The following is a 17558-nucleotide window of genomic DNA, read 5'->3' on the forward strand; positions in this document are numbered from 1 at the left end:
GCCATGCCGGTTTGTTGTTTTTAGCCGTATTACGGCGTGACGATGTTAAACCAGAACCCGAACGTGTCCATATAGCTCAGCATTTCGTTCAGTTTCGCGCTATTGCCTGTGATTTTCACCTCGCCCTTCTCTTCCGCCTGTTTCAGCGTCTCTTCTCCCAGGATAATCTTATTCAGCGTCGCACGATTGAGTGTGATCGTCGCATCAGCATTTTTCGCCTCCGCATTCGCTGTGTGATTTAGCACACCGTTTTCCAGTTCCAGCAGATACTTCCCGCCATCGTTGCCTAAATCGACATTAAAGACCGCTTTCGCCTCAGCCGCTTTTTCGCCGTTGATATGCACGGCGAGATAGTCGAAGAACATTTCCGGCGACATCGCCCGCACGGTATCGCCGCTGGCGGTGTTTGGTGTTGGCAACTTCTGTACGCCATTGCGTAGTTCCTGCGCACCGGTCAGGTAGAAGTTACGCCACGGCCCGGATTCCGCCTGATAACCCAGCTGTTCCAGCGCATCAGCTTCCAGCTCCCTTGCCGCTTTGTTGTCCGGGTTGGCAAAGACCACTTTGCTCACCACCTGCGCCACCCAGCGGTAGTTCCCTTGCGCGAAATCCTCTTTGGCCTTCGTCATGATGGCATCCGCGCCACCCATGTAATCGACATATTTCTTCGCGGCTTCCACCGGCGGCAGCTCGTCGAGCGTGGCCGGGTTACCATCAAACCAGCCGAGATAAAGTACGTAAGTCGCTTTCACGTCGTGGCTCACAGAGCCGTAATAGCCGCGGTTAGCCCAGGTGTTCGCCAGCGTCGGCGGCAGTTTGAAGTCAGCGGCGATTTCATCACGCGTCTGCCCCTGATTCGCCATCCGCAGCGTCTGATCGTTGATATAACGATAGAGATCGCGCTGGCTCTTCATCAGCTTAACCACATTATCGTTGCCCCAGGTGGGCCAGTGGTGCTGCGCCATAATAATCTCGGCTTTATCGCCCCAGCGCTGTACGGCTTCGTTAATGTATTTCGACCACGCCAGCGGATCACGGATCTTCGCGCCGCGCAACGAGTAAGTGTTATGCAGCGTATGCGTCACATCCTCGGACGCTTCGATCATCTTCTTCTCTTCGACGTACCAGAGCATTTCCGATGGTGCTTCAGAGCCTGGCGCCATCAGGAAATCGTAGGTCAGACCATCGATGGTCTCTTTCTGCCCGGTTCTGGTGATGTAGTCGGTCGGCGCAATCAGCGTGACGGTCCCTGCGGAGGTAGTGGTCCCCAGCCCGGCACCGACCTGCCCTTTAACATCCGGTTTCAGCAGGTTGCCATACATATAGCTGGCGCGACGGCTCATCACATTGCCCGCCATAATATTCTCGGACACCGCCTCTTCCATAAATCCGGCAGGCGCGTAAATTTTTACTTTCCCGGCTTTCACCTCGGCTTCATCAACTACGCCGCGTACGCCGCCATAGTGATCCACATGGCTGTGGGTATAAATCACCGCTACGACCGGTTTTTTACCCCGATGTTTGAAATAAAGATCCATCCCGACTTTGGCGGTTTCCGCCGACACCAGCGGATCGACCACCGTCACGCCTTCTTTCCCCTCAATAATCGTCATATTCGACAGGTCGAGGTTGCGGATCTGGTAAACACCGTCGGTAATTTCAAACAGACCGCTGATGTTGATCAGCTGCGCCTGACGCCAGAGACTGGGGTTAACCGAGTCCGGCGCTTTTTCGCCCTCTTTAATGAAAGCATATCTTTGCGGATCCCAGACCAGTTTGCCCTGCGCATCGTGAATCACGTCCGGCGGCAGTGCGGCAATAAATCCCTTATGGGCGTTAGTGAAATCGGTATTGTCATTGAAAGGCAGTTGATTGAGTAAAGCATCATTTGCCGTTTTGGTGGCAGAGGTCGCGTCTTTCGGTTCCGTTTGCGCGAGTGATTGAAAAGAGATGCTGGTGAATAATCCAGCACACAAAAATGCGTAGACTATCTTATTCAATTTCATTCGTGCCTCAACTTGTTAGCATGATTACGCATGATAACTATCAGACACGATTGATTATTCTGCCAGTTTACGAAAAGGATATATTCTTCAATATGGTGCCTCAGCAGAGGCACCTGGAATCGGGTTACAGTTTGACGCTATCAATCGCCTGCTGCGCACAGGCTTCGTCCAGATTACCGCCCGGCGCACCGCCGATACCAATCGCACCGATGACCTCATCACCCGCTTTCAGCGGCAGACCACCCGCCAGCAGCAGGAAGCCCGGGACATCACGCATGTTCTGCGCACCGGCATTGTTTTGCGCCGCGTCCATTACTTTGCCGGAGGCATTTTTGGTGCTGAGTGCGGTGAAGGCTTTCATTTCGCTGGCTTTAACCGTATGCGGACCGGCGTTATCGGTACGCTGCAGCGCTTTCACCACCCCGGCACGATCGACAACGGTCACGCTGACCTGGTAGTTTTTCGCCATACAGGCCTGCACGGCGGCGCTGGCAAGCTGATTTGCCTGCTCCAGGGAGATGTTTTTCTGTGTCAGCGTCGCCGCCTGCGCCATGCCAGTACCTGCCAGCAGCGCCGTTAATACCAGTAATTTTTTCATCGCACGTCCTCGTTTCGTTGTTGACGTTATGATGCTAACCGGCGGCGCGAGAAAACGTTATTCGGTGCATTACGCAACTGACCTGGTAATTATACGTATTGCAGTTTGTCGTGTTCGCGAATGGCCTGCACCAGGCTGGTCACGCCGAGTTTGCTGAAAATCGCCGCCCGGTGTGCTTCTACCGTCCGCGGCGACAGGTTCAGCCGCTGCGCCACCTCTTTGTTGCTGAGCCCGGCCATCAGTTCGTGTAAGACTTCGGTTTCCCGAACAGAAAGCGTGCTGAACAAGGTTCTGACGCGAACAAACTCCAGCCAGCCCGCCGCGCGCGTTTCACTTTCCGCAAAGGCGTTTTGCACGGTTTCAATCAGCCGATCGGCATCCAGCGGCTTGGTGAAAAACTCAAACACGCCATGATGAAACGCCCGGCGACAGGCGTCGATAGTGCCGTGTCCGGTCATCATCACCACCGGCAACAGTGGCCACGGCCAGACGCCCTCTTCCAGCCAGCTCAGGCCCCCTTTTCCTGGCATCCGCATGTCGAGCAGCAGACAGCCGGTCAGCGCGGTCTCGCGGTCATACTGTTGAGTGAACGCCTCAATGCTGGCGAAGGGCTCCACTGGCCAGTTCAGGGTCGAAAACAGAAACGTCAACGACTCCCGGATGGATTCATCGTCATCAATCAGATAAATGCGGTTATCCATGGCGTGTCGTTCTCCCGTTTGCCAGTGTCAGACAGATTTCCGCCCCGCCTGTGGGCGCGTTATGCAGTGTGATGCTGCCATTCATGCGCAGCATCAGCGATTCCGTCAGCGTCATGCCGAGACCAATGCCGCCAGCTCTGCCGCTGTAAAACGGCATTAGTGCCTGTTGCAGCGCCTCCGCCGTGAATCCTGGCCCGCCGTCGGTGATCACCACCTCAACGGTTTCTCCGACGGCATGGCTGTGAATATGCACCCAGGCGTTCTGCCGCTCCTGTTGCGCCTGAATAGCGTTGCTGAGCAGATTATGCAGCACCTGCTCCAGCCACAGTTTATCGGCCAGCACCGTGCGGGCATCGTCGGCAAAGCGACTGGTGATGACGACATGCTCTGCCGTGTGCTCATGTTCGAGCAAATTCCCGACCCGCTGCCAGCTCTGCGCGAGATCAACCGTTGTCAGCGTCACCGGCTCCTGCACCACATGGGCGCGGAAGCGGGTTAACAGATCGCTGATGCGTTGAGTCTGCACCCGTGCAGCGCTTAACGCCTGCATCGCCGCATCGGGCTGCTGATTTTTAAGCTGCCGCTCCGCGCCCTGGATCCACGTCTGAACGGCGGTCAGCGGCTGATTGATCTCATGGACAATACCCGCGGTGATCTCACCAAGCGTATTCAGCCGGGCATGCTGATAATAATCGGCACGCTGCACCGCATTGCGTTGCTGTCGCCTCTGCCATACCAGCAAACCGCCTGCCGCCACCAGCAGCGCCCAGCCCACAGACAGCGCGACAAACGGCAGGAGCGGTACCTGCAGCCACGCCGGACGCGCCTCAGCCTCCAGCGAAAATGGTTGAAAATGTTGCGGGAAGGTACGCTGCCAGTGCCAGAAAGCGTCGATTTTCACCGGTGTCTCCGCCGGGCTCAGTCGCAGATAAAGCCGGGTGAATCGCGATACCGGGCCAAAGTAAGGCTCGAGATCAACCATCACCCGAATTTGCCGGTACGGGTTGTACAGCCAGTAACGAAACGCACTTACCGGCTCGACGCGGGCGGCGTCCAGCGCGCGGTGCTGCGTGGTTTCAAGCAGGCGGATCTGCGGAAATTTCTTCTGCAATTCGCTGAGAGATTCATCGCCGTTCAGCAGCGGGATCACTGACTCGTTCTGCGTCAATGCGGCGCTGATACCGGAAAACAACGTGCTGAAATCCCTGTCAAGGCGCCAGTACTGGCGGCGGATCTGCTCAGCGTACAACAAGGCACAACCGAGCAGACATCCCACCAGCCAGATTACTAGGCACCGCCAGATAAACGGTCTGTAATTCATGACATTGTTAATAGCACATCACCCGATTCATCGCCTCCCTTAATTCCTCGTCAGCGATACGAAACCACCAGCAACTGCAATTCCGGGTGTTTGTTCACCGGGAGCGACTGCACCGTGGCAATTGCCTTCGGCAAATGCGTGACGTCGTCCTGACTGAGATCCACCGCCCGGACATGATTGACACCTGCCCGCAGACAGGAAAACGTCGCCTGTACTGCGCCATCACGCGCCACGCTGCAGGCACCTTCAACAATTTTTCCGCGGAAATGGATGACCCCTGACAGGCCGTTGCCCGCCGCAACAACAGCGGTGGAAAGAGAGAGAGCGGCCAGCGCCGCAGCAAACATGCGTAATTTTGTCATTGTTGACCCCACATCCTGTGAGAAACGTCTGCGGCTCCCGTTCATGGCGGTAGCCGCCCCTGGCGCGTCTTTTCATCTAAGGCAATTCTTACGACGCACTAAAACATTACATAAAAAAGGAGGACGCCAAAAGAATTAACCGCCGTTTTTGTGCAGTAACGACGGCGTTGCTCAGCTTTTGCACCCCAACGGGTGATATTTTCATCACCCGTTGGGATCTTACGGCTACAGCACTTTACTGAGGAAACTGGCAGTGCGAGGGTTCGATGGTGAAGTAAAGATGTGTTCAGGCGTGCCCTGCTCCTGAATAATACCGTTATCGATGAAAATCACCCGATCGGCCACTTCCCGGGCAAAGCCCATTTCATGCGTCACGATCACCATCGTCATGCCATCGTTGGCGAGGTTTTTCATGACTTCCAGTACGTCACCGACCAGTTCGGGATCCAGCGCGGAAGTCGGTTCATCAAACAGCATGATGGACGGCTCCATCGCCAGCGCGCGGGCAATCGCCACCCGCTGTTGCTGCCCGCCGGACAGGCTGGAAGGCCAGGCGTCACGCTTCTCGCTCAGCCCGACTTTTTGCAGTAGCGCTTCGGCGCGCCCGACCGCTGCTGCACGCGTCATACCCTGCAGCATCACCGGTGCCATGATCAGGTTTTCCAGTACGGTCATGTGCGGGAACAAGTTAAAGCGCTGAAAGACCATGCCGACGCTTTCCCGCATTTTGTTGAGATCGGTTTTGCGATCGTGTACGGCAAAACCGTTCACCATCACCTCGCCTTCCGTTACCGATTCCAGCGCATTCATGCAACGCAGAAAGGTACTTTTCCCGGAGCCTGACGGGCCGATAATACAGACCACTTCCTGCGGTTTGATCTCGCAGTCGATCCCGCGCAGAACGTGGGCGTCGCCAAAGTGTTTATGCAGATTCTTAATATTAATCACTTTTGCCAAACCTCATTTCCAGACGGTTAACCAGCTGCGCCAGCAGGAAGGTGATCACCCAGTAGACCAGCGAGATGGTCAGGTAGGGTTCCCAGTAGGTCGCGTACGCACCCGACACGGTGCGCGCCGCGTAGGCCAGATCCGCAAGACCGATGGCCGACGCGAGAGACGAATCCTTAACAATGGCAATCGCGTTATTACCCAGTGGCGGCAGAATGCGGCGAAACGCCTGCGGCAGGATCACTTTGCGCATGGTCTTCCACCACGGCATCCCCAGCGCGCGCGAGGCTTCCATCTGACCTTTGTCGATCGACTGGATCCCGGCGCGGAAGATTTCAGAAACGTATGCCCCCGCGTTGAGGGTGATTGCCACAATACATGACAGGAAAGCGCCATAGCTGGAGCGCAGCTCACGCGCCAGATCGGCGCTCATGATGCCGCTGGTGACCAGCAGGCCGTCGCGCGGATTAATAAACAGCGGCACCAGTGCAAAGTGCACCACCATGATCTGTACGAACAGCGGCGTACCACGAAAAGCGCTGACGTAAAAACGCACCGGGAACTGCACCAGATAGCGCAGGATATACTTCCACGGCCCGTGTTCGGCTTTCGCCATCCGCCCGAGGCCGAGGGTTAACCCCCACAACGTCCCGAGGATCACGCAGATGATGGTACATTTGATGGTCATCCAGGCGCCTTCCATAAACAGCGGCGCATATTCCTGAATGATTTCCCAACGGAATCCCGTCATAAAATTTCCCTGTAAAAAGCGGCTGGCGCATCACCTGCGACAGCCGCACGAAGAAAAAGCAAAAACTTACTCAGCCGGCAGTGTCGGTACGTTATCGTCAAACCAGGTTTTATAGATTTTAGCGTAGGTACCATCGGCGACGATTTTCTTCAGACCGTCGTTGATTTTCGCCTGCAGTTCGGTGTTCCCTTTCGCCACCGCGATACCAAAATACTGGCGCTCAAATTTGGCGTCCGGTACCAGTTTGAACTGTTTTTCCGGGTGCTGTTTGATGTAGTACTTGACCACGCCAACGTCACCCACCGCTGCGCTGACGCCGTCTTCAAACAGCTCCTGCAGCATTAACGGGGTGTTGTCGAAACGCTTGATCGCCGTGCTGTTTTTACCCAGAACATCAGAAACCACGATGTCGCCGGTGCTGGAGTTCACCACCCCGACCTTCTCGCTTTTCAGCGAATCAAGCGAGGTGACTTTGGAATCCGCAGGCACCACGATGGACTGTTCGGCCGGGAAGTATGGCGCGGAGAAATCCACCATCTGCTTACGCTTGTCGGTGATCGTAATACCGGAAATGATGATATCGCGATCGCCGGACCCTAAGGTGGCGAAAATACCTTCCCACGGGGTGTTTATCAGCTTGATGTCAAAATTTTCCACTTTAGCGATGGCTTTAATGATATCGATATCAAAGCCTTCCAGCTGTTTCTGGCTGTTTTCAAACTCGAAAGGACGATAGGTGCCACCCGCCCCAACGACATAGGTTTCCTGTGCCGCATAAGCACTTCCGGCGAGAGTCGCCATCAGGAAGCACGCTTTCATCAACTTACTTATCATACCCAACTCCTTTTTATGCATGTTGTTTGCATAAAAATACATTTATCCCGGCATCTATGCAATATTTATTGCTGGAAAGATCGCGCCAGTCACGGCTTCCTGCGCTGTTTTGCCTCGGATTTTGTTGCATAATCGGCAAAGAGTGAGGTTTATTCATTTTCCGGGCAAACTTTTCCGATGCCTGTTTTGAAACAGCGTTTTCATTTTTCTTTTGCAACGTAACATCGTATAATGCCCGCCGTTTCTTGATTGAAAGGTTTCAGCAACTTGGACTGCCTATTTCAACAACTAAAAAAACGCCTCCAGCAGTGGGCTGAAACACGAGCACACATTCCTCAGCACGCTTTTTTGATGTCACCTATCCTTACAGCGTGGCATTACAACTTTCGTAACACAGGTTTGTCTCCCTGGCAGAGAGCCCGGAGAGCGAGATTTCCCCATTCTTCTCAACTTAAAGACTAAGACTGTCATGAAAAAGACCAAAATTGTTTGCACCATCGGTCCGAAAACCGAATCCGAAGAGATGTTGACCAAAATGCTGGACGCAGGCATGAACGTTATGCGTCTGAACTTCTCTCACGGTGACTATGCTGAACACGGTCAGCGCATTCAGAATTTGCGTAACGTGATGAGCAAAACCGGTAAAAAAGCGGCGATTCTGCTGGACACCAAAGGTCCGGAAATCCGCACCATTAAGCTGGAAGGCGGTAATGACGTTTCTCTGAAAGCCGGCCAGACCTTCACCTTCACCACCGACCGTTCAGTTGTCGGTAACAGCGAGATCGTGGCCGTGACCTATGAAGGTCTCACCAGCGATCTGAAAGTCGGTAACACCGTGCTGGTCGACGATGGTTTGATCGGCATGGAAGTGACCGCCATCGATGGCAACAAAGTCGTTTGTAAGGTGCTGAACAACGGCGACCTGGGCGAGAACAAAGGTGTTAACCTGCCGGGCGTTTCCATTGCCCTGCCAGCGCTGGCGGAAAAAGATAAACAGGATCTGATCTTTGGTTGCGAGCAAGGCGTTGACTTCGTTGCAGCCTCTTTTATCCGTAAACGTTCTGACGTTGTCGAAATTCGTGAACACCTGAAAGCGCACGGCGGCGAAAATATCCAGATCATTTCCAAAATTGAAAACCAGGAAGGCCTGAACAACTTCGACGAAATCCTCGAAGCGTCTGACGGCATCATGGTAGCGCGCGGCGACCTGGGTGTTGAAATCCCGGTTGAAGAAGTTATTTTCGCGCAGAAAATGATGATCGAAAAATGTATCCGCGCCCGTAAAGTGGTTATCACCGCCACCCAGATGCTGGATTCGATGATCAAAAACCCGCGTCCGACCCGCGCAGAAGCTGGTGACGTGGCGAACGCCATCCTCGACGGCACCGATGCGGTAATGCTGTCTGGTGAATCCGCGAAAGGCAAATACCCGCTGGAAGCGGTGACCATCATGGCGACCATCTGCGAGCGTACCGACCGCGTGATGACCAGCCGTCTGGACTTCAATAACGACAGCCGCAAACTGCGCATCACCGAAGCGGTGTGCCGTGGCGCTGTTGAAACCGCAGAAAAACTGGACGCGCCGCTGATCGTGGTCGCCACCCAGGGCGGTAAATCTGCACGCGCAGTACGTAAATACTTCCCGGATGCGACGATCCTCGCGCTGACCACTAACGAAGTGACTGCCCGCCAGCTGGTGCTGAGCAAAGGCGTTACCGCGCAGCTGGTCAAAGAAATTTCTTCTACGGATGATTTCTACCGTCTGGGCAAAGAAGTGGCGCTGCAGAGTGGTCTGGCGCAGAAAGGCGACGTGGTTGTTATGGTTTCCGGTGCGCTGGTACCGAGCGGCACAACTAATACTGCCTCTGTTCACGTACTGTAATAATTCACAGACGAATTAATTTGTTTAAAAAGCGCTCCCCGGAGCGCTTTTTTTATTCCCTTCGATAGCCACATTCAATAAAAAATCAAATCGGATTTTACTATTTAAGATAAGATTATCTAAGACGAATCCGATGGAACGCGCCTGTTTTGACACAGTTTTTTCAGCGCTTATCGCAAAGTCGATGCTTCTTTGAGCGAACGATCAAAAATAAGTGCATTCCCATAAAAAAAATATTCTCAACATAAAAAAGTTTGTGTAATACTTGTAACGCTACATGGAGATTAACTCAATCTAGAGGGTATTAATAATGAATCGTACTAAACTGGTACTGGGCGCGGTAATCCTGGGTTCTACTCTGCTGGCTGGTTGCTCCAGCAATGCTAAAATCGATCAGCTGTCTTCTGACGTTCAGACTCTGAACGCTAAAGTTGACCAGCTGAGCAACGACGTGAACGCAATGCGTTCCGACGTTCAGGCTGCTAAAGATGACGCAGCGCGCGCTAACCAGCGTCTGGACAACCAGGCTACTAAATACCGTAAGTAATAGTGCCTGTGTAATAGAATGGCGCACATTGTGCGCCATTTTTTTTGCCCTTCGTTTCCCTTCCTGATTATTGCGTCATGCGTGACGCCTCTCCATTTACTGGCGAACCATTCTGTGCCGACTCTACCGCTGGCGCGTCAGCCGCGACAGACGCCTGCCCTGCGGTGACCTTGATCGGGTATCCGGCACGGCGATACAACGCCTGTTGTACCGTATTGCTGTTCACCGCTTTGTTCTCGCGGAATGATGTAAAGCCAGCAGGCAGCACGTACGGCATCGTCTGCACGTTTTGCTCCTCTTCCTGCGACAACGGCCGATGCACTTCAACATAACGCTCACCGTTCGGCTCTGTGCTGTATTTGACCGGCTCGTTGATGATCCGCACCGGCGTTCCACTCTTCACGCGGGCAAACAACGCCTGAATATCCGGCGCATTCATACGGATACATCCCGAACTGACGCGCAGACCGACGCTGTCAGGCGCGTTGGTGCCATGAATGAGATATTCACCATGTCCATACGCTAAACGCAGTGCAAAGCGTCCCAGCGGGTTATTTGGCCCGGCAGGCACCACCGGCGGCAGCGTCACGCCACGCTCAAGGGAGCGCTGACGGATACCGACTGTGGGCGTCCAGGTCGGATTGGGGATTTTCTGCCCAACACGGGTTTCCATCACCGGCGTTTCCAGTCCCTGCAAACCAATGCCGATAGGATAAACCTGAACAATGTTTTCGCCTGCCGGGAAGTAATAGAGTCGCAGTTCCGCAAGGTTAACCACGATGCCCTCGCGTGGGACATCCGGTAACAGCAGTTGCGTCGGGATGGTAATGAGCGTTCCGGCTTTCGGTACCGGTGCGATAGTGTGATTTGCTTCCAGAATCAGCATCGCGGCGGTATCAAAACGCCTGGCGATAGCCTGTAAATTACGGTCGCCCTCCTGCACCGTATAAGTCTGGTTTTGACCAATAAGACGACTGCCCTGTGGTGGTAACGGATAATCCAACGCACGAGCAGTCTGTATGGCGCCCAGAACGCCAGTCAGAATCAGTGTCATAAAAAACGCGCGTTTCATACTTTTATTCCCTGTAGTCACGAGTATAGGGTCGGAGTAAGAAATGACCCATGAGGATAAAAAACGACCTCATAAAACAGGATAATAGGTATGATTTAGTTTAGCTGCAATCACCGGCTTTGGTGCGAATTGCCCGGATCATTGCCTCAAGTCCCTGCGAGCGGGATGGCGTAAGGTGTTGGGTCAGTGCCATTTTTTCAAACCACGGCCTTACGTCAAACGCGACGATGTCCTGCGCGGTCATCTGCTGATAAAGAATGAAGACAATCGCGATGAGCCCTTTAACAATCGCCGCATCGCTGTCACCCTGCAGTTCGATAACGCCGTTGTCGTTGCGGGTCATCACGATCCAGACCTGGCTCTGGCAACCCTGAATGATGTTCTGCGGGTTATGATCCGCAGCGCTGAGCGCCGGTAAGCGCTGCCCCAGTTCAATAATATAGAGATACTTTTCTTCCCAGTTCGCACAGCGCGAAAAATTGCGCAGCAGCTTATCTCTGTCCGGTAACGCGGCCATTATTCCTCCCTGTCAGCCTAATAAACGGTGAATGCGCTGAAGCCCTGCCACCAGACGATCCACCTCTTCATGTGTGTTGTACATCGCCAGCGATGCCCGGCACATGGCGGGAACCTGATAGAAGCTCATCAGCGGCATGGCGCAGTGATGCCCTGTCCGTACGGCAATGCCATAGTTATCAAGGAAACTGCCGACGTCGTAGGCGTGGTGTTTGCCGAGGTTAAACGCAATCACCCCACGGCGATCATTGGGACCATACAGGGTGAGATCCGGCACCTTAGCCAGTTCTGTTAACGCGTAGTGCATCAGCATGTGTTCGTAGTCAGCGATGTGCTCCAGTCCCAGCTCGCTGATGTAGTCGAGCGCCGCGCCGAAACCGATGATCCCGCCAGTGTTTGGCGTGCCCGCCTCGAAGCGCCACGGGGCTTTTGCCCAGGTGGTGCCTTCGGTCAGGCTGACGGTGGCGATCATCGAACCGCCCCCTTCCCACGGCGGCATCGCCTGCAAAATCTCCTCTCTGGCGTAGAGAATGCCAATGCCGGTCGGACCATATAACTTGTGACCGGAGAATACGTAGAAGTCGCAGTCCAGCGCCTGCACATCTACCGCATGGTGCATGACCGCCTGCGCGCCATCCACCAGCACTTTCGCGCCATGCTGATGCGCCAGCGCGGCCATTTCTTGTACAGGGTTTTCCGTACCCAGCACATTGGACACCTGGGTGATCGCCAGCAGACGGGTGCGCTCATCCAGCAGCGAGGGCAATACGTCGAGTTTCAGCGTGCCGTCATCGTTCAACGGGATCACCCGCAGTTCCGCGCCGGTACGCGTGCAAAGCATCTGCCACGGCACGATATTCGCGTGGTGCTCCATCTGGCTGATGACGATGTTATCGCCCGCCTTCACGTTCTTGTTGCCCCAGCTGTTGGCCACCAGGTTGATCCCTTCCGTGGTGCCACGGACAAACACCAGCTCTTCGGCAGAGTGGGCATGAATGAAAGTTGCGACCTGCTGGCGAACCTGTTCCATGCGCGTCGTCGCTTCGGCGCTAAGGGTGTGGATCCCGCGATGCACCGCTGCATAGCCGTGGCGATAAAACTCCGCCTCGGCAGCAATCACCCGTTCTGGTTTCTGCGCGCTGGCCGCGCTGTCGAGATAGACCAGCGGTTGTCCGTTCACCTCACGGGACAACACCGGGAAATCAGCCCGGACCCGCTCAACGGAAAATGTCATGCTTCACCTCCCGGCAAGCGCTGACCGATGCGGGCCAGCACCTGCTGTTTCAGCGCCTCGTCACGCAGAGTCTCGGTCAGTTCCGCCGCAAACGCGTAGATGATCATTTGTTGCGCCGCCTGCTGATCGATCCCGCGCGAGCGCAGGTAAAACAGCTGCTCATCGTCAATCCGGCCCACCGTCGCGCCGTGGCTGCACTTCACGTCGTCGGCGTAAATTTCCAGTTGCGGTTTGGTGTCGACTTCCGCCAGCCGTCCGAGCAGCAGATTGTTATTGGTCATCTGGCCGTCGGTTTTAATCGCATGTGGCGCGACGTTAATCAGGCCGTTAAATACCGCACGCCCTTTATCACTGACGATGGTTTTATGCAGCTGACGGCTGTTGCAGTAGCCTTTGTTATGCTCAAGCCACGTCCGGGTATCGCACACTTCCGATTTCACCGGCATCGCCAGGCTGTTCATTCGCAACGTGGTATTTTCGCCGTTGAGCTGAGTGCTGGTGTTATGGCGCAGTACCGCGCTGCCGAGCAGGAAGCTGTTGCTCCAGGCGGCGGCGTCCTGACCGAGCGCGATGTCGTTATGGGCAAAGTGGTAGCTGAGCGGATTTTCAAACGCCAGTTTGATGTGCTGCAACTGCGCGTTAGCCGCCACCTGCATCGTCAGGCGCGCCCCGGTGAAATGCCGGTGATTGTCGAGGCTCGCGTAATGTTCGATCACCGTCGCTTCCGCCCCTTCCGCCAGTTCAAGATGGTGGCGATAATGCGCCGTGTTCATCCCTTCACCGTCCAGCCCCTGAGTCAGGTGCATTAACAGCAATGGTTTCGCCGGACGCTGGTTTCGCGCCACGCGGATGTGCGTCACCGTCGCCGCCAGGCTTTCCGTCAGATGCAGAAAGACTTCCGGCTGTACCGCCGCAGGCAGCGTCTGACGCTCATCATTAACGCTCACGGTAAAACCGCTGTCGGTAAGATCGTCGCTCAGTTGCGCGTCAAAGCGCCCGTCGACAAACACCAGGCGAAAAGCATCGACAGTCAGCGCCAGCGCGTCACGGGTCGCGGCATCTGCTTTCGCGGTATGCGCCACAAACTGGCTGTTCAGCAGGCCGTCCAGCGGCGTGTATTTCCAGTTCTCATGCTTGCGCGTCGGCAGGCCGAGACGCAGCATCTGCTGTAAATGCTGTTGTGCCTGCGGAGAACGCGCGTCGCCTTCGGCTTCAAAAAGATGATGCCACTGTTGCAACGCGTTACTGTTGTTCTGTAAGCCAGCCATAGCCCTGCTCCTCCAGTTGTTTGACCAGAGTGAAATCGCCGGATTTTACGATGCGGCCCTGATATAACACATGCACGAAATCCGGCTTGATGTAATCCAGGATGCGCTGGTAGTGCGTCACAATGATAAACGCGCGCTTGCCGTCGCGCAGGGCGTTAACGCCGTCAGCGACAATTTTCAGCGCGTCGATGTCCAGCCCGGAGTCTGATTCATCCAGAATGCACAACTCAGGCTCCAGCACCGCCATCTGCAGGATGTCGTTACGCTTTTTCTCGCCGCCGGAGAAGCCGACGTTAACCGAGCGCGTCAGTAAATCTTCCGGCATCTTCAGCAGCTTGATTTTCTCTTCCATCAGATCCTGAAAATCAAAACGGTCCAGCGCTTCCTGACCGCGGTAGCCACGCACGGCATTGAGCGCGGTCTGCAGGAAAAACTGGTTGCTGACGCCGGGGATTTCCACCGGATACTGGAAGGCCATGAAAATGCCCTCACCCGCGCGATCTTCCGGTGACAACTCAAGCAGATCTTTGCCTTTAAACTGCACGGCGCCACCGGTCACTTCATAATCTTCACGTCCGGCGAGCGTGGCGGAGAGCGTACTTTTCCCTGAGCCGTTCGGCCCCATGATGGCGTGCACTTCACCCGGGCGCACGTCAAGGCTCAGCCCGCGCAGGATCGCTTTATCTTCAACCGCAACCTGTAAATCTTTGATGCTTAACATGTGTGTTCCTTTGTGCTTAGCCGACGCTGTGTTCAAGGCTAATCGCCAGTAATTTCTGTGCTTCGACGGCAAATTCCAGTGGCAACTCCGAGAAGACGTCTTTACAGAAACCATTCACAATCATGGAGATGGCATCGTCTTCCGAGATCCCGCGCTGCAGGCAATAAAAGAGCTGATCTTCACCGATGCGCGATGTCGTCGCTTCGTGCTCCAGTTGCGCGCTGTTGTTCCGGCATTCAACGTACGGGAAGGTATGCGCGCCGCTGTCAGGCCCGATCAGCATTGAGTCGCACTGGGTGTAGTTACGCGCGTTGGTGGCAGTCGGCATGATTTTAACCAGCCCGCGGTAGCTGTTCTGGCTGTGCCCGGCGGAGATCCCCTTCGAAATGATGGTCGATTTGGTGTTCTTGCCGATGTGGATCATTTTGGTGCCGGTATCGGCCTGCTGATGGCCGCTGGTCAGCGCTACAGAGAAGAACTCGCCGATGGAGTTATCGCCGCGCAGAATGCAGCTCGGGTATTTCCAGGTGATCGCCGAGCCGGTTTCCGACTGCGTCCATGACATTTTGCTGTTGTCACCTTCGCACAGCGCGCGTTTGGTGACGAAGTTAAGGATCCCGCCCGTGTTGTTGTCGCCAGGGAACCAGTTCTGCACCGTCGAGTATTTCACTTCGGCGTCTTTGTGGATGATGACTTCCACCACCGCGGCATGCAGCTGGTAGCTGTCGCGAACCGGCGCGGAACAGCCTTCGATGTAACTGACGTAGCTGCCTTCATCGGCGATTAAGATCGTGCGTTCGAACTGCCCGGTTTTTTCTGCATTGATGCGGAAATAGGTGGAAAGCTCCATCGGGCAGCGCACGCCTTTCGGCACATAAATGAACGTACCGTCTGAGGCCACCGCGGCATTCAGCGCGGCAAAGAAGTTATCGTTACCCGGCACCACAGTGCCGAGGTATTTTTTCATCAGTTCCGGGTGGTCGTGGATCGCTTCGCCGAATGAACAGAAGATAATCCCCTGCTCTGACAGCTTTTCACGGTACGTGGTGGCAACCGACACGGAGTCAAAAATGGCGTCCACCGCCACCTCTTTACCTTCACGTACCGGAACACCGAGCTGATTAAAGGCGTCTTCCACTTCCTGAGTCAGGAACGCGCTGGAGCCGGTCTGCTGGACCGCGCCCGGCTGCGAGACGCAGTTGTCATCGCAATTGCCGCACGACGGCGCGGAATAGTAGCTGTAATCCTGATAATTGAGCGGGTTGTAATGGGCTTTCAACCAGTGCGGCTCTTCCATTTCCAGCCAGGCGCGAAACGCGTTGAGGCGGAACTCGAGCATCCAGTCGGGTTCGTTACGGCGGGCAGAGATGGCGCGCACCACGTCTTCGTTGATGCCTTTCGCCAGCTCATCGGTCTGGAGCAGAGTGAAGAAGCCCTCTTTATAGTTGAGCTGCCCCCCCGTCCAGGTTTTGACATCGTCAGTTGCTTCAGTATTACGAGACATAATTACTCCGCCTGGACCCCAAAACTTTCACCGCAGCCGCATTCATGCTGCGCTTTTGGGTTATGAAACTTGAAGATTTGATTTAACCCGTCGCGAACATAATCCACGACAGTACCATCAATGAACGGCATCGCTTTTCGCGAGACATAGAGCTTTGCGCCATCCGTTTCAAACAGCAGATCCTCTTTCTCCGGTTGCGTGACCGTATCGAGCACGTAACCAAAGCCCGCACAACCGGTCTGTTTGACGCCCAGCCGTAGCCCCTGCATTTCGGGCTGCCGGCTCACCAGTTCGCGGACATGTGCCGCCGCCGCTGGCGTCAACGTCAATCCCTGCCAGCTCACCTCGTTCGGGTCAAAGGTTCCAGAATGCACATCCATAGATCCCCCTCATGTTGTCAAATCACCTGCGTATTATCCTATGGTAGTGATAACAATTCTCACTTCAACCCATGTTCCACAGGGACTTTCGTGCATTTATTAAGCATAGACCCTGTTGAATGGCTTATCAGGCAAGGGAGTTATTGTTCAATCTATTGATAATTAAAAGCTTTGGCGGGGTTTATCGGTCTCGCAGGTCATCATCAAAAGATGTATAGGTAATGCCTATTTATAGAATAGTCAGCGTGAATGGCACAAATTCACAAAGTTGCTTTTTAAAACAAGGCGTTAAAAAACGATGACCGTGCATGTGTACTGCGCGTACCGCGAGTTTACTGGCACTTTCAAAAAATCTAACAGAACTCTCATTCTCATTGTAATGTTACAGATTTTGTTGCCGATAACTGCTAAATCAATCCAACAAAGGGAAACCGTGATGACTGAGAATGAATTTCAGTTTAATGAAGAGGACTACATTAAGAAGGCTGTAATCACCTTGCCATCTATTCCTGATGATGTATTGCAGTCCTTGTCCTTACAAGACAATCAGACGGGGTTGTTCTATCGAATTGACAAAGCGAAACAAGGCGCCCGTACGCAGCGGCTCATTCATATATGGCGGAAAAACAGAGGGATTGGCGTTTCGTGGAATGTAGAAGACGCAAGACAAGGCAAAGTAAATTTCAATGACAACTTTAAGCATCTCAACGCGGCGAAGGATCTTGCGGCCAGGATGCTGAAAACGGACCCGGCGCTGAATTTCGACCTGTTAACCCGCCCCCTGTATACGCGCTCACCTCACCGTCGACTCCTTAATTTGCTCCTCCTCGAGGTTATCATTGAAATACTGCTGTCTCCGGATGATGCCCCGCGCATCACTGTCGACTTTTCTAATCTGTAAATAGAAAACCCC

20 protein-coding genes are annotated in these 17558 nt (G+C 54.4%); 4 read left to right on the forward strand and 16 right to left on the reverse strand.

Annotated features, from left to right (window positions below):
* Nucleotides 1–29: 29 nt before the first annotated feature.
* From AOY23_RS18665 to AOY23_RS22720, 9 genes are all read right to left on the reverse strand, one after another.
* Entirely contained in the window at nucleotides 30–2006 is a 1977-nt protein-coding gene (locus AOY23_RS18665; protein WP_054180790.1) for an alkyl/aryl-sulfatase, read from the reverse strand.
* 124 nt (nucleotides 2007–2130) lie between these two features.
* On the reverse strand, nucleotides 2131–2604 hold the full coding sequence (locus AOY23_RS18670; protein WP_054180791.1) for a GlcG/HbpS family heme-binding protein: 474 nt from the start codon (nucleotides 2602–2604) through the stop codon (nucleotides 2131–2133).
* A gap of 89 nt (nucleotides 2605–2693) precedes the next feature.
* Nucleotides 2694–3305, reverse strand: a complete 612-nt coding sequence (locus AOY23_RS18675; protein WP_054180792.1) for a response regulator transcription factor — start codon at nucleotides 3303–3305, stop codon at nucleotides 2694–2696.
* Nucleotides 3298–4626, reverse strand: a complete 1329-nt coding sequence (locus AOY23_RS18680; protein ID WP_054180793.1) for a sensor histidine kinase — start codon at nucleotides 4624–4626, stop codon at nucleotides 3298–3300. The genes AOY23_RS18675 and AOY23_RS18680 overlap by 8 nt, the downstream gene beginning before the upstream one ends.
* Nucleotides 4627–4676: 50 nt before the next feature.
* Nucleotides 4677–4988, reverse strand: coding sequence for a hypothetical protein (locus AOY23_RS18685; RefSeq protein ID WP_054180794.1), 312 nt, complete (start codon nucleotides 4986–4988; stop codon nucleotides 4677–4679).
* A gap of 225 nt (nucleotides 4989–5213) precedes the next feature.
* On the reverse strand, nucleotides 5214–5936 hold the full coding sequence (locus AOY23_RS18690) for an amino acid ABC transporter ATP-binding protein (RefSeq protein WP_054180893.1): 723 nt from the start codon (nucleotides 5934–5936) through the stop codon (nucleotides 5214–5216).
* The gene (locus AOY23_RS18695) at nucleotides 5929–6687 is read right to left on the reverse strand and encodes an amino acid ABC transporter permease (protein ID WP_054180795.1); all 759 of its coding nucleotides are present in this window, start codon (nucleotides 6685–6687) and stop codon (nucleotides 5929–5931) included. The genes AOY23_RS18690 and AOY23_RS18695 overlap by 8 nt, the downstream gene beginning before the upstream one ends.
* Before the next feature lie 66 nt (nucleotides 6688–6753).
* A complete protein-coding gene (locus tag AOY23_RS18700; protein WP_054180796.1) occupies nucleotides 6754–7521 on the reverse strand; it encodes a basic amino acid ABC transporter substrate-binding protein in 768 nt (255 codons plus the stop codon).
* A 13-nt stretch (nucleotides 7522–7534) separates the two neighbouring features.
* Nucleotides 7535–7738 carry a hypothetical protein gene (locus AOY23_RS22720; protein ID WP_152958628.1) on the reverse strand — a complete coding sequence of 68 codons (204 nt, stop codon included), beginning with the start codon at nucleotides 7736–7738 and terminating at the stop codon, nucleotides 7535–7537.
* Nucleotides 7739–7788: 50 nt separating this feature from the next.
* On the opposite strand from AOY23_RS22720, the gene ynhH reads away from it, so the two are divergent.
* From ynhH to lpp, 3 genes are all read left to right on the forward strand, one after another.
* Complete coding sequence (gene ynhH / locus AOY23_RS23315; protein ID WP_456154873.1) at nucleotides 7789–7983, forward strand: protein YnhH; 195 nt, start codon at nucleotides 7789–7791, stop codon at nucleotides 7981–7983.
* Nucleotides 7984–7990: 7 nt separating this feature from the next.
* Nucleotides 7991–9403: a pyruvate kinase PykF gene (gene pykF, locus AOY23_RS18705; RefSeq protein ID WP_054180797.1), complete on the forward strand. Its 1413-nt coding sequence runs from the start codon at nucleotides 7991–7993 to the stop codon at nucleotides 9401–9403.
* Between the two features lie 310 nt (nucleotides 9404–9713).
* On the forward strand, nucleotides 9714–9950 hold the full coding sequence (gene lpp / locus AOY23_RS18710; protein WP_001082307.1) for a murein lipoprotein Lpp: 237 nt from the start codon (nucleotides 9714–9716) through the stop codon (nucleotides 9948–9950).
* A 67-nt stretch (nucleotides 9951–10017) separates the two neighbouring features.
* On the opposite strand, the gene ldtE is transcribed toward lpp, so the two are convergent.
* The 7 genes from ldtE to sufA form a co-directional block, all read right to left on the reverse strand.
* Nucleotides 10018–11022: a L,D-transpeptidase LdtE gene (gene ldtE, locus AOY23_RS18715; protein WP_054180798.1), complete on the reverse strand. Its 1005-nt coding sequence runs from the start codon at nucleotides 11020–11022 to the stop codon at nucleotides 10018–10020.
* Nucleotides 11023–11122: 100 nt separating this feature from the next.
* Entirely contained in the window at nucleotides 11123–11539 is a 417-nt protein-coding gene (gene sufE, locus AOY23_RS18720) for a cysteine desulfuration protein SufE (RefSeq protein WP_054180799.1), read from the reverse strand.
* 12 nt (nucleotides 11540–11551) lie between these two features.
* Nucleotides 11552–12772, reverse strand: a complete 1221-nt coding sequence (gene sufS, locus AOY23_RS18725; RefSeq protein WP_054180800.1) for a cysteine desulfurase SufS — start codon at nucleotides 12770–12772, stop codon at nucleotides 11552–11554.
* On the reverse strand, nucleotides 12769–14040 hold the full coding sequence (gene sufD / locus AOY23_RS18730) for a Fe-S cluster assembly protein SufD (protein WP_054180801.1): 1272 nt from the start codon (nucleotides 14038–14040) through the stop codon (nucleotides 12769–12771). Before sufD ends, sufS begins: the two co-directional genes overlap by 4 nt.
* A complete protein-coding gene (gene sufC, locus AOY23_RS18735) occupies nucleotides 14015–14761 on the reverse strand; it encodes a Fe-S cluster assembly ATPase SufC (RefSeq protein WP_054180802.1) in 747 nt (248 codons plus the stop codon). The genes sufD and sufC overlap by 26 nt, the downstream gene beginning before the upstream one ends.
* A gap of 16 nt (nucleotides 14762–14777) precedes the next feature.
* On the reverse strand, nucleotides 14778–16265 hold the full coding sequence (sufB, locus tag AOY23_RS18740) for a Fe-S cluster assembly protein SufB (protein ID WP_054180803.1): 1488 nt from the start codon (nucleotides 16263–16265) through the stop codon (nucleotides 14778–14780).
* Nucleotides 16266–16267: 2 nt separating this feature from the next.
* Entirely contained in the window at nucleotides 16268–16645 is a 378-nt protein-coding gene (sufA, locus tag AOY23_RS18745; protein WP_054180804.1) for a Fe-S cluster assembly scaffold SufA, read from the reverse strand.
* A gap of 436 nt (nucleotides 16646–17081) precedes the next feature.
* Here sufA and AOY23_RS18750 point away from each other — a divergent pair, with 436 nt between their 5' ends.
* The gene (locus AOY23_RS18750; protein ID WP_152958630.1) at nucleotides 17082–17546 is read left to right on the forward strand and encodes a DUF6367 family protein; all 465 of its coding nucleotides are present in this window, start codon (nucleotides 17082–17084) and stop codon (nucleotides 17544–17546) included.
* The last annotated feature ends 12 nt before the right edge of the window (nucleotides 17547–17558 follow it).

This window comes from Trabulsiella odontotermitis, from assembly GCF_001297775.1.
GTDB lineage: Bacteria > Pseudomonadota > Gammaproteobacteria > Enterobacterales > Enterobacteriaceae > Trabulsiella > Trabulsiella odontotermitis.

Bases quoted from the DNA above. Each gene is read 5' to 3' on its own strand.
- AOY23_RS18665 (WP_054180790.1), bottom strand. From the start codon at position 2,006: ATGAAATTGAATAAGATAGTCTACGCATTTTTGTGTGCTGGATTATTC.
- pykF (WP_054180797.1), top strand. From the start codon at position 7,991: ATGAAAAAGACCAAAATTGTTTGCACCATCGGTCCGAAAACCGAATCC.
- AOY23_RS18675 (WP_054180792.1), bottom strand. From the start codon at position 3,305: ATGGATAACCGCATTTATCTGATTGATGACGATGAATCCATCCGGGAG.
- AOY23_RS18750 (WP_152958630.1), top strand. From the start codon at position 17,082: ATGACTGAGAATGAATTTCAGTTTAATGAAGAGGACTACATTAAGAAG.
- lpp (WP_001082307.1), top strand. From the start codon at position 9,714: ATGAATCGTACTAAACTGGTACTGGGCGCGGTAATCCTGGGTTCTACT.
- sufC (WP_054180802.1), bottom strand. From the start codon at position 14,761: ATGTTAAGCATCAAAGATTTACAGGTTGCGGTTGAAGATAAAGCGATC.
- sufA (WP_054180804.1), bottom strand. From the start codon at position 16,645: ATGGATGTGCATTCTGGAACCTTTGACCCGAACGAGGTGAGCTGGCAG.
- AOY23_RS18685 (WP_054180794.1), bottom strand. From the start codon at position 4,988: ATGACAAAATTACGCATGTTTGCTGCGGCGCTGGCCGCTCTCTCTCTT.
- sufE (WP_054180799.1), bottom strand. From the start codon at position 11,539: ATGGCCGCGTTACCGGACAGAGATAAGCTGCTGCGCAATTTTTCGCGC.
- ldtE (WP_054180798.1), bottom strand. From the start codon at position 11,022: ATGAAACGCGCGTTTTTTATGACACTGATTCTGACTGGCGTTCTGGGC.
- AOY23_RS18680 (WP_054180793.1), bottom strand. From the start codon at position 4,626: ATGAATTACAGACCGTTTATCTGGCGGTGCCTAGTAATCTGGCTGGTG.
- AOY23_RS18700 (WP_054180796.1), bottom strand. From the start codon at position 7,521: ATGATAAGTAAGTTGATGAAAGCGTGCTTCCTGATGGCGACTCTCGCC.
- sufB (WP_054180803.1), bottom strand. From the start codon at position 16,265: ATGTCTCGTAATACTGAAGCAACTGACGATGTCAAAACCTGGACGGGG.
- sufD (WP_054180801.1), bottom strand. From the start codon at position 14,040: ATGGCTGGCTTACAGAACAACAGTAACGCGTTGCAACAGTGGCATCAT.
- AOY23_RS18695 (WP_054180795.1), bottom strand. From the start codon at position 6,687: ATGACGGGATTCCGTTGGGAAATCATTCAGGAATATGCGCCGCTGTTT.
- sufS (WP_054180800.1), bottom strand. From the start codon at position 12,772: ATGACATTTTCCGTTGAGCGGGTCCGGGCTGATTTCCCGGTGTTGTCC.
- AOY23_RS18670 (WP_054180791.1), bottom strand. From the start codon at position 2,604: ATGAAAAAATTACTGGTATTAACGGCGCTGCTGGCAGGTACTGGCATG.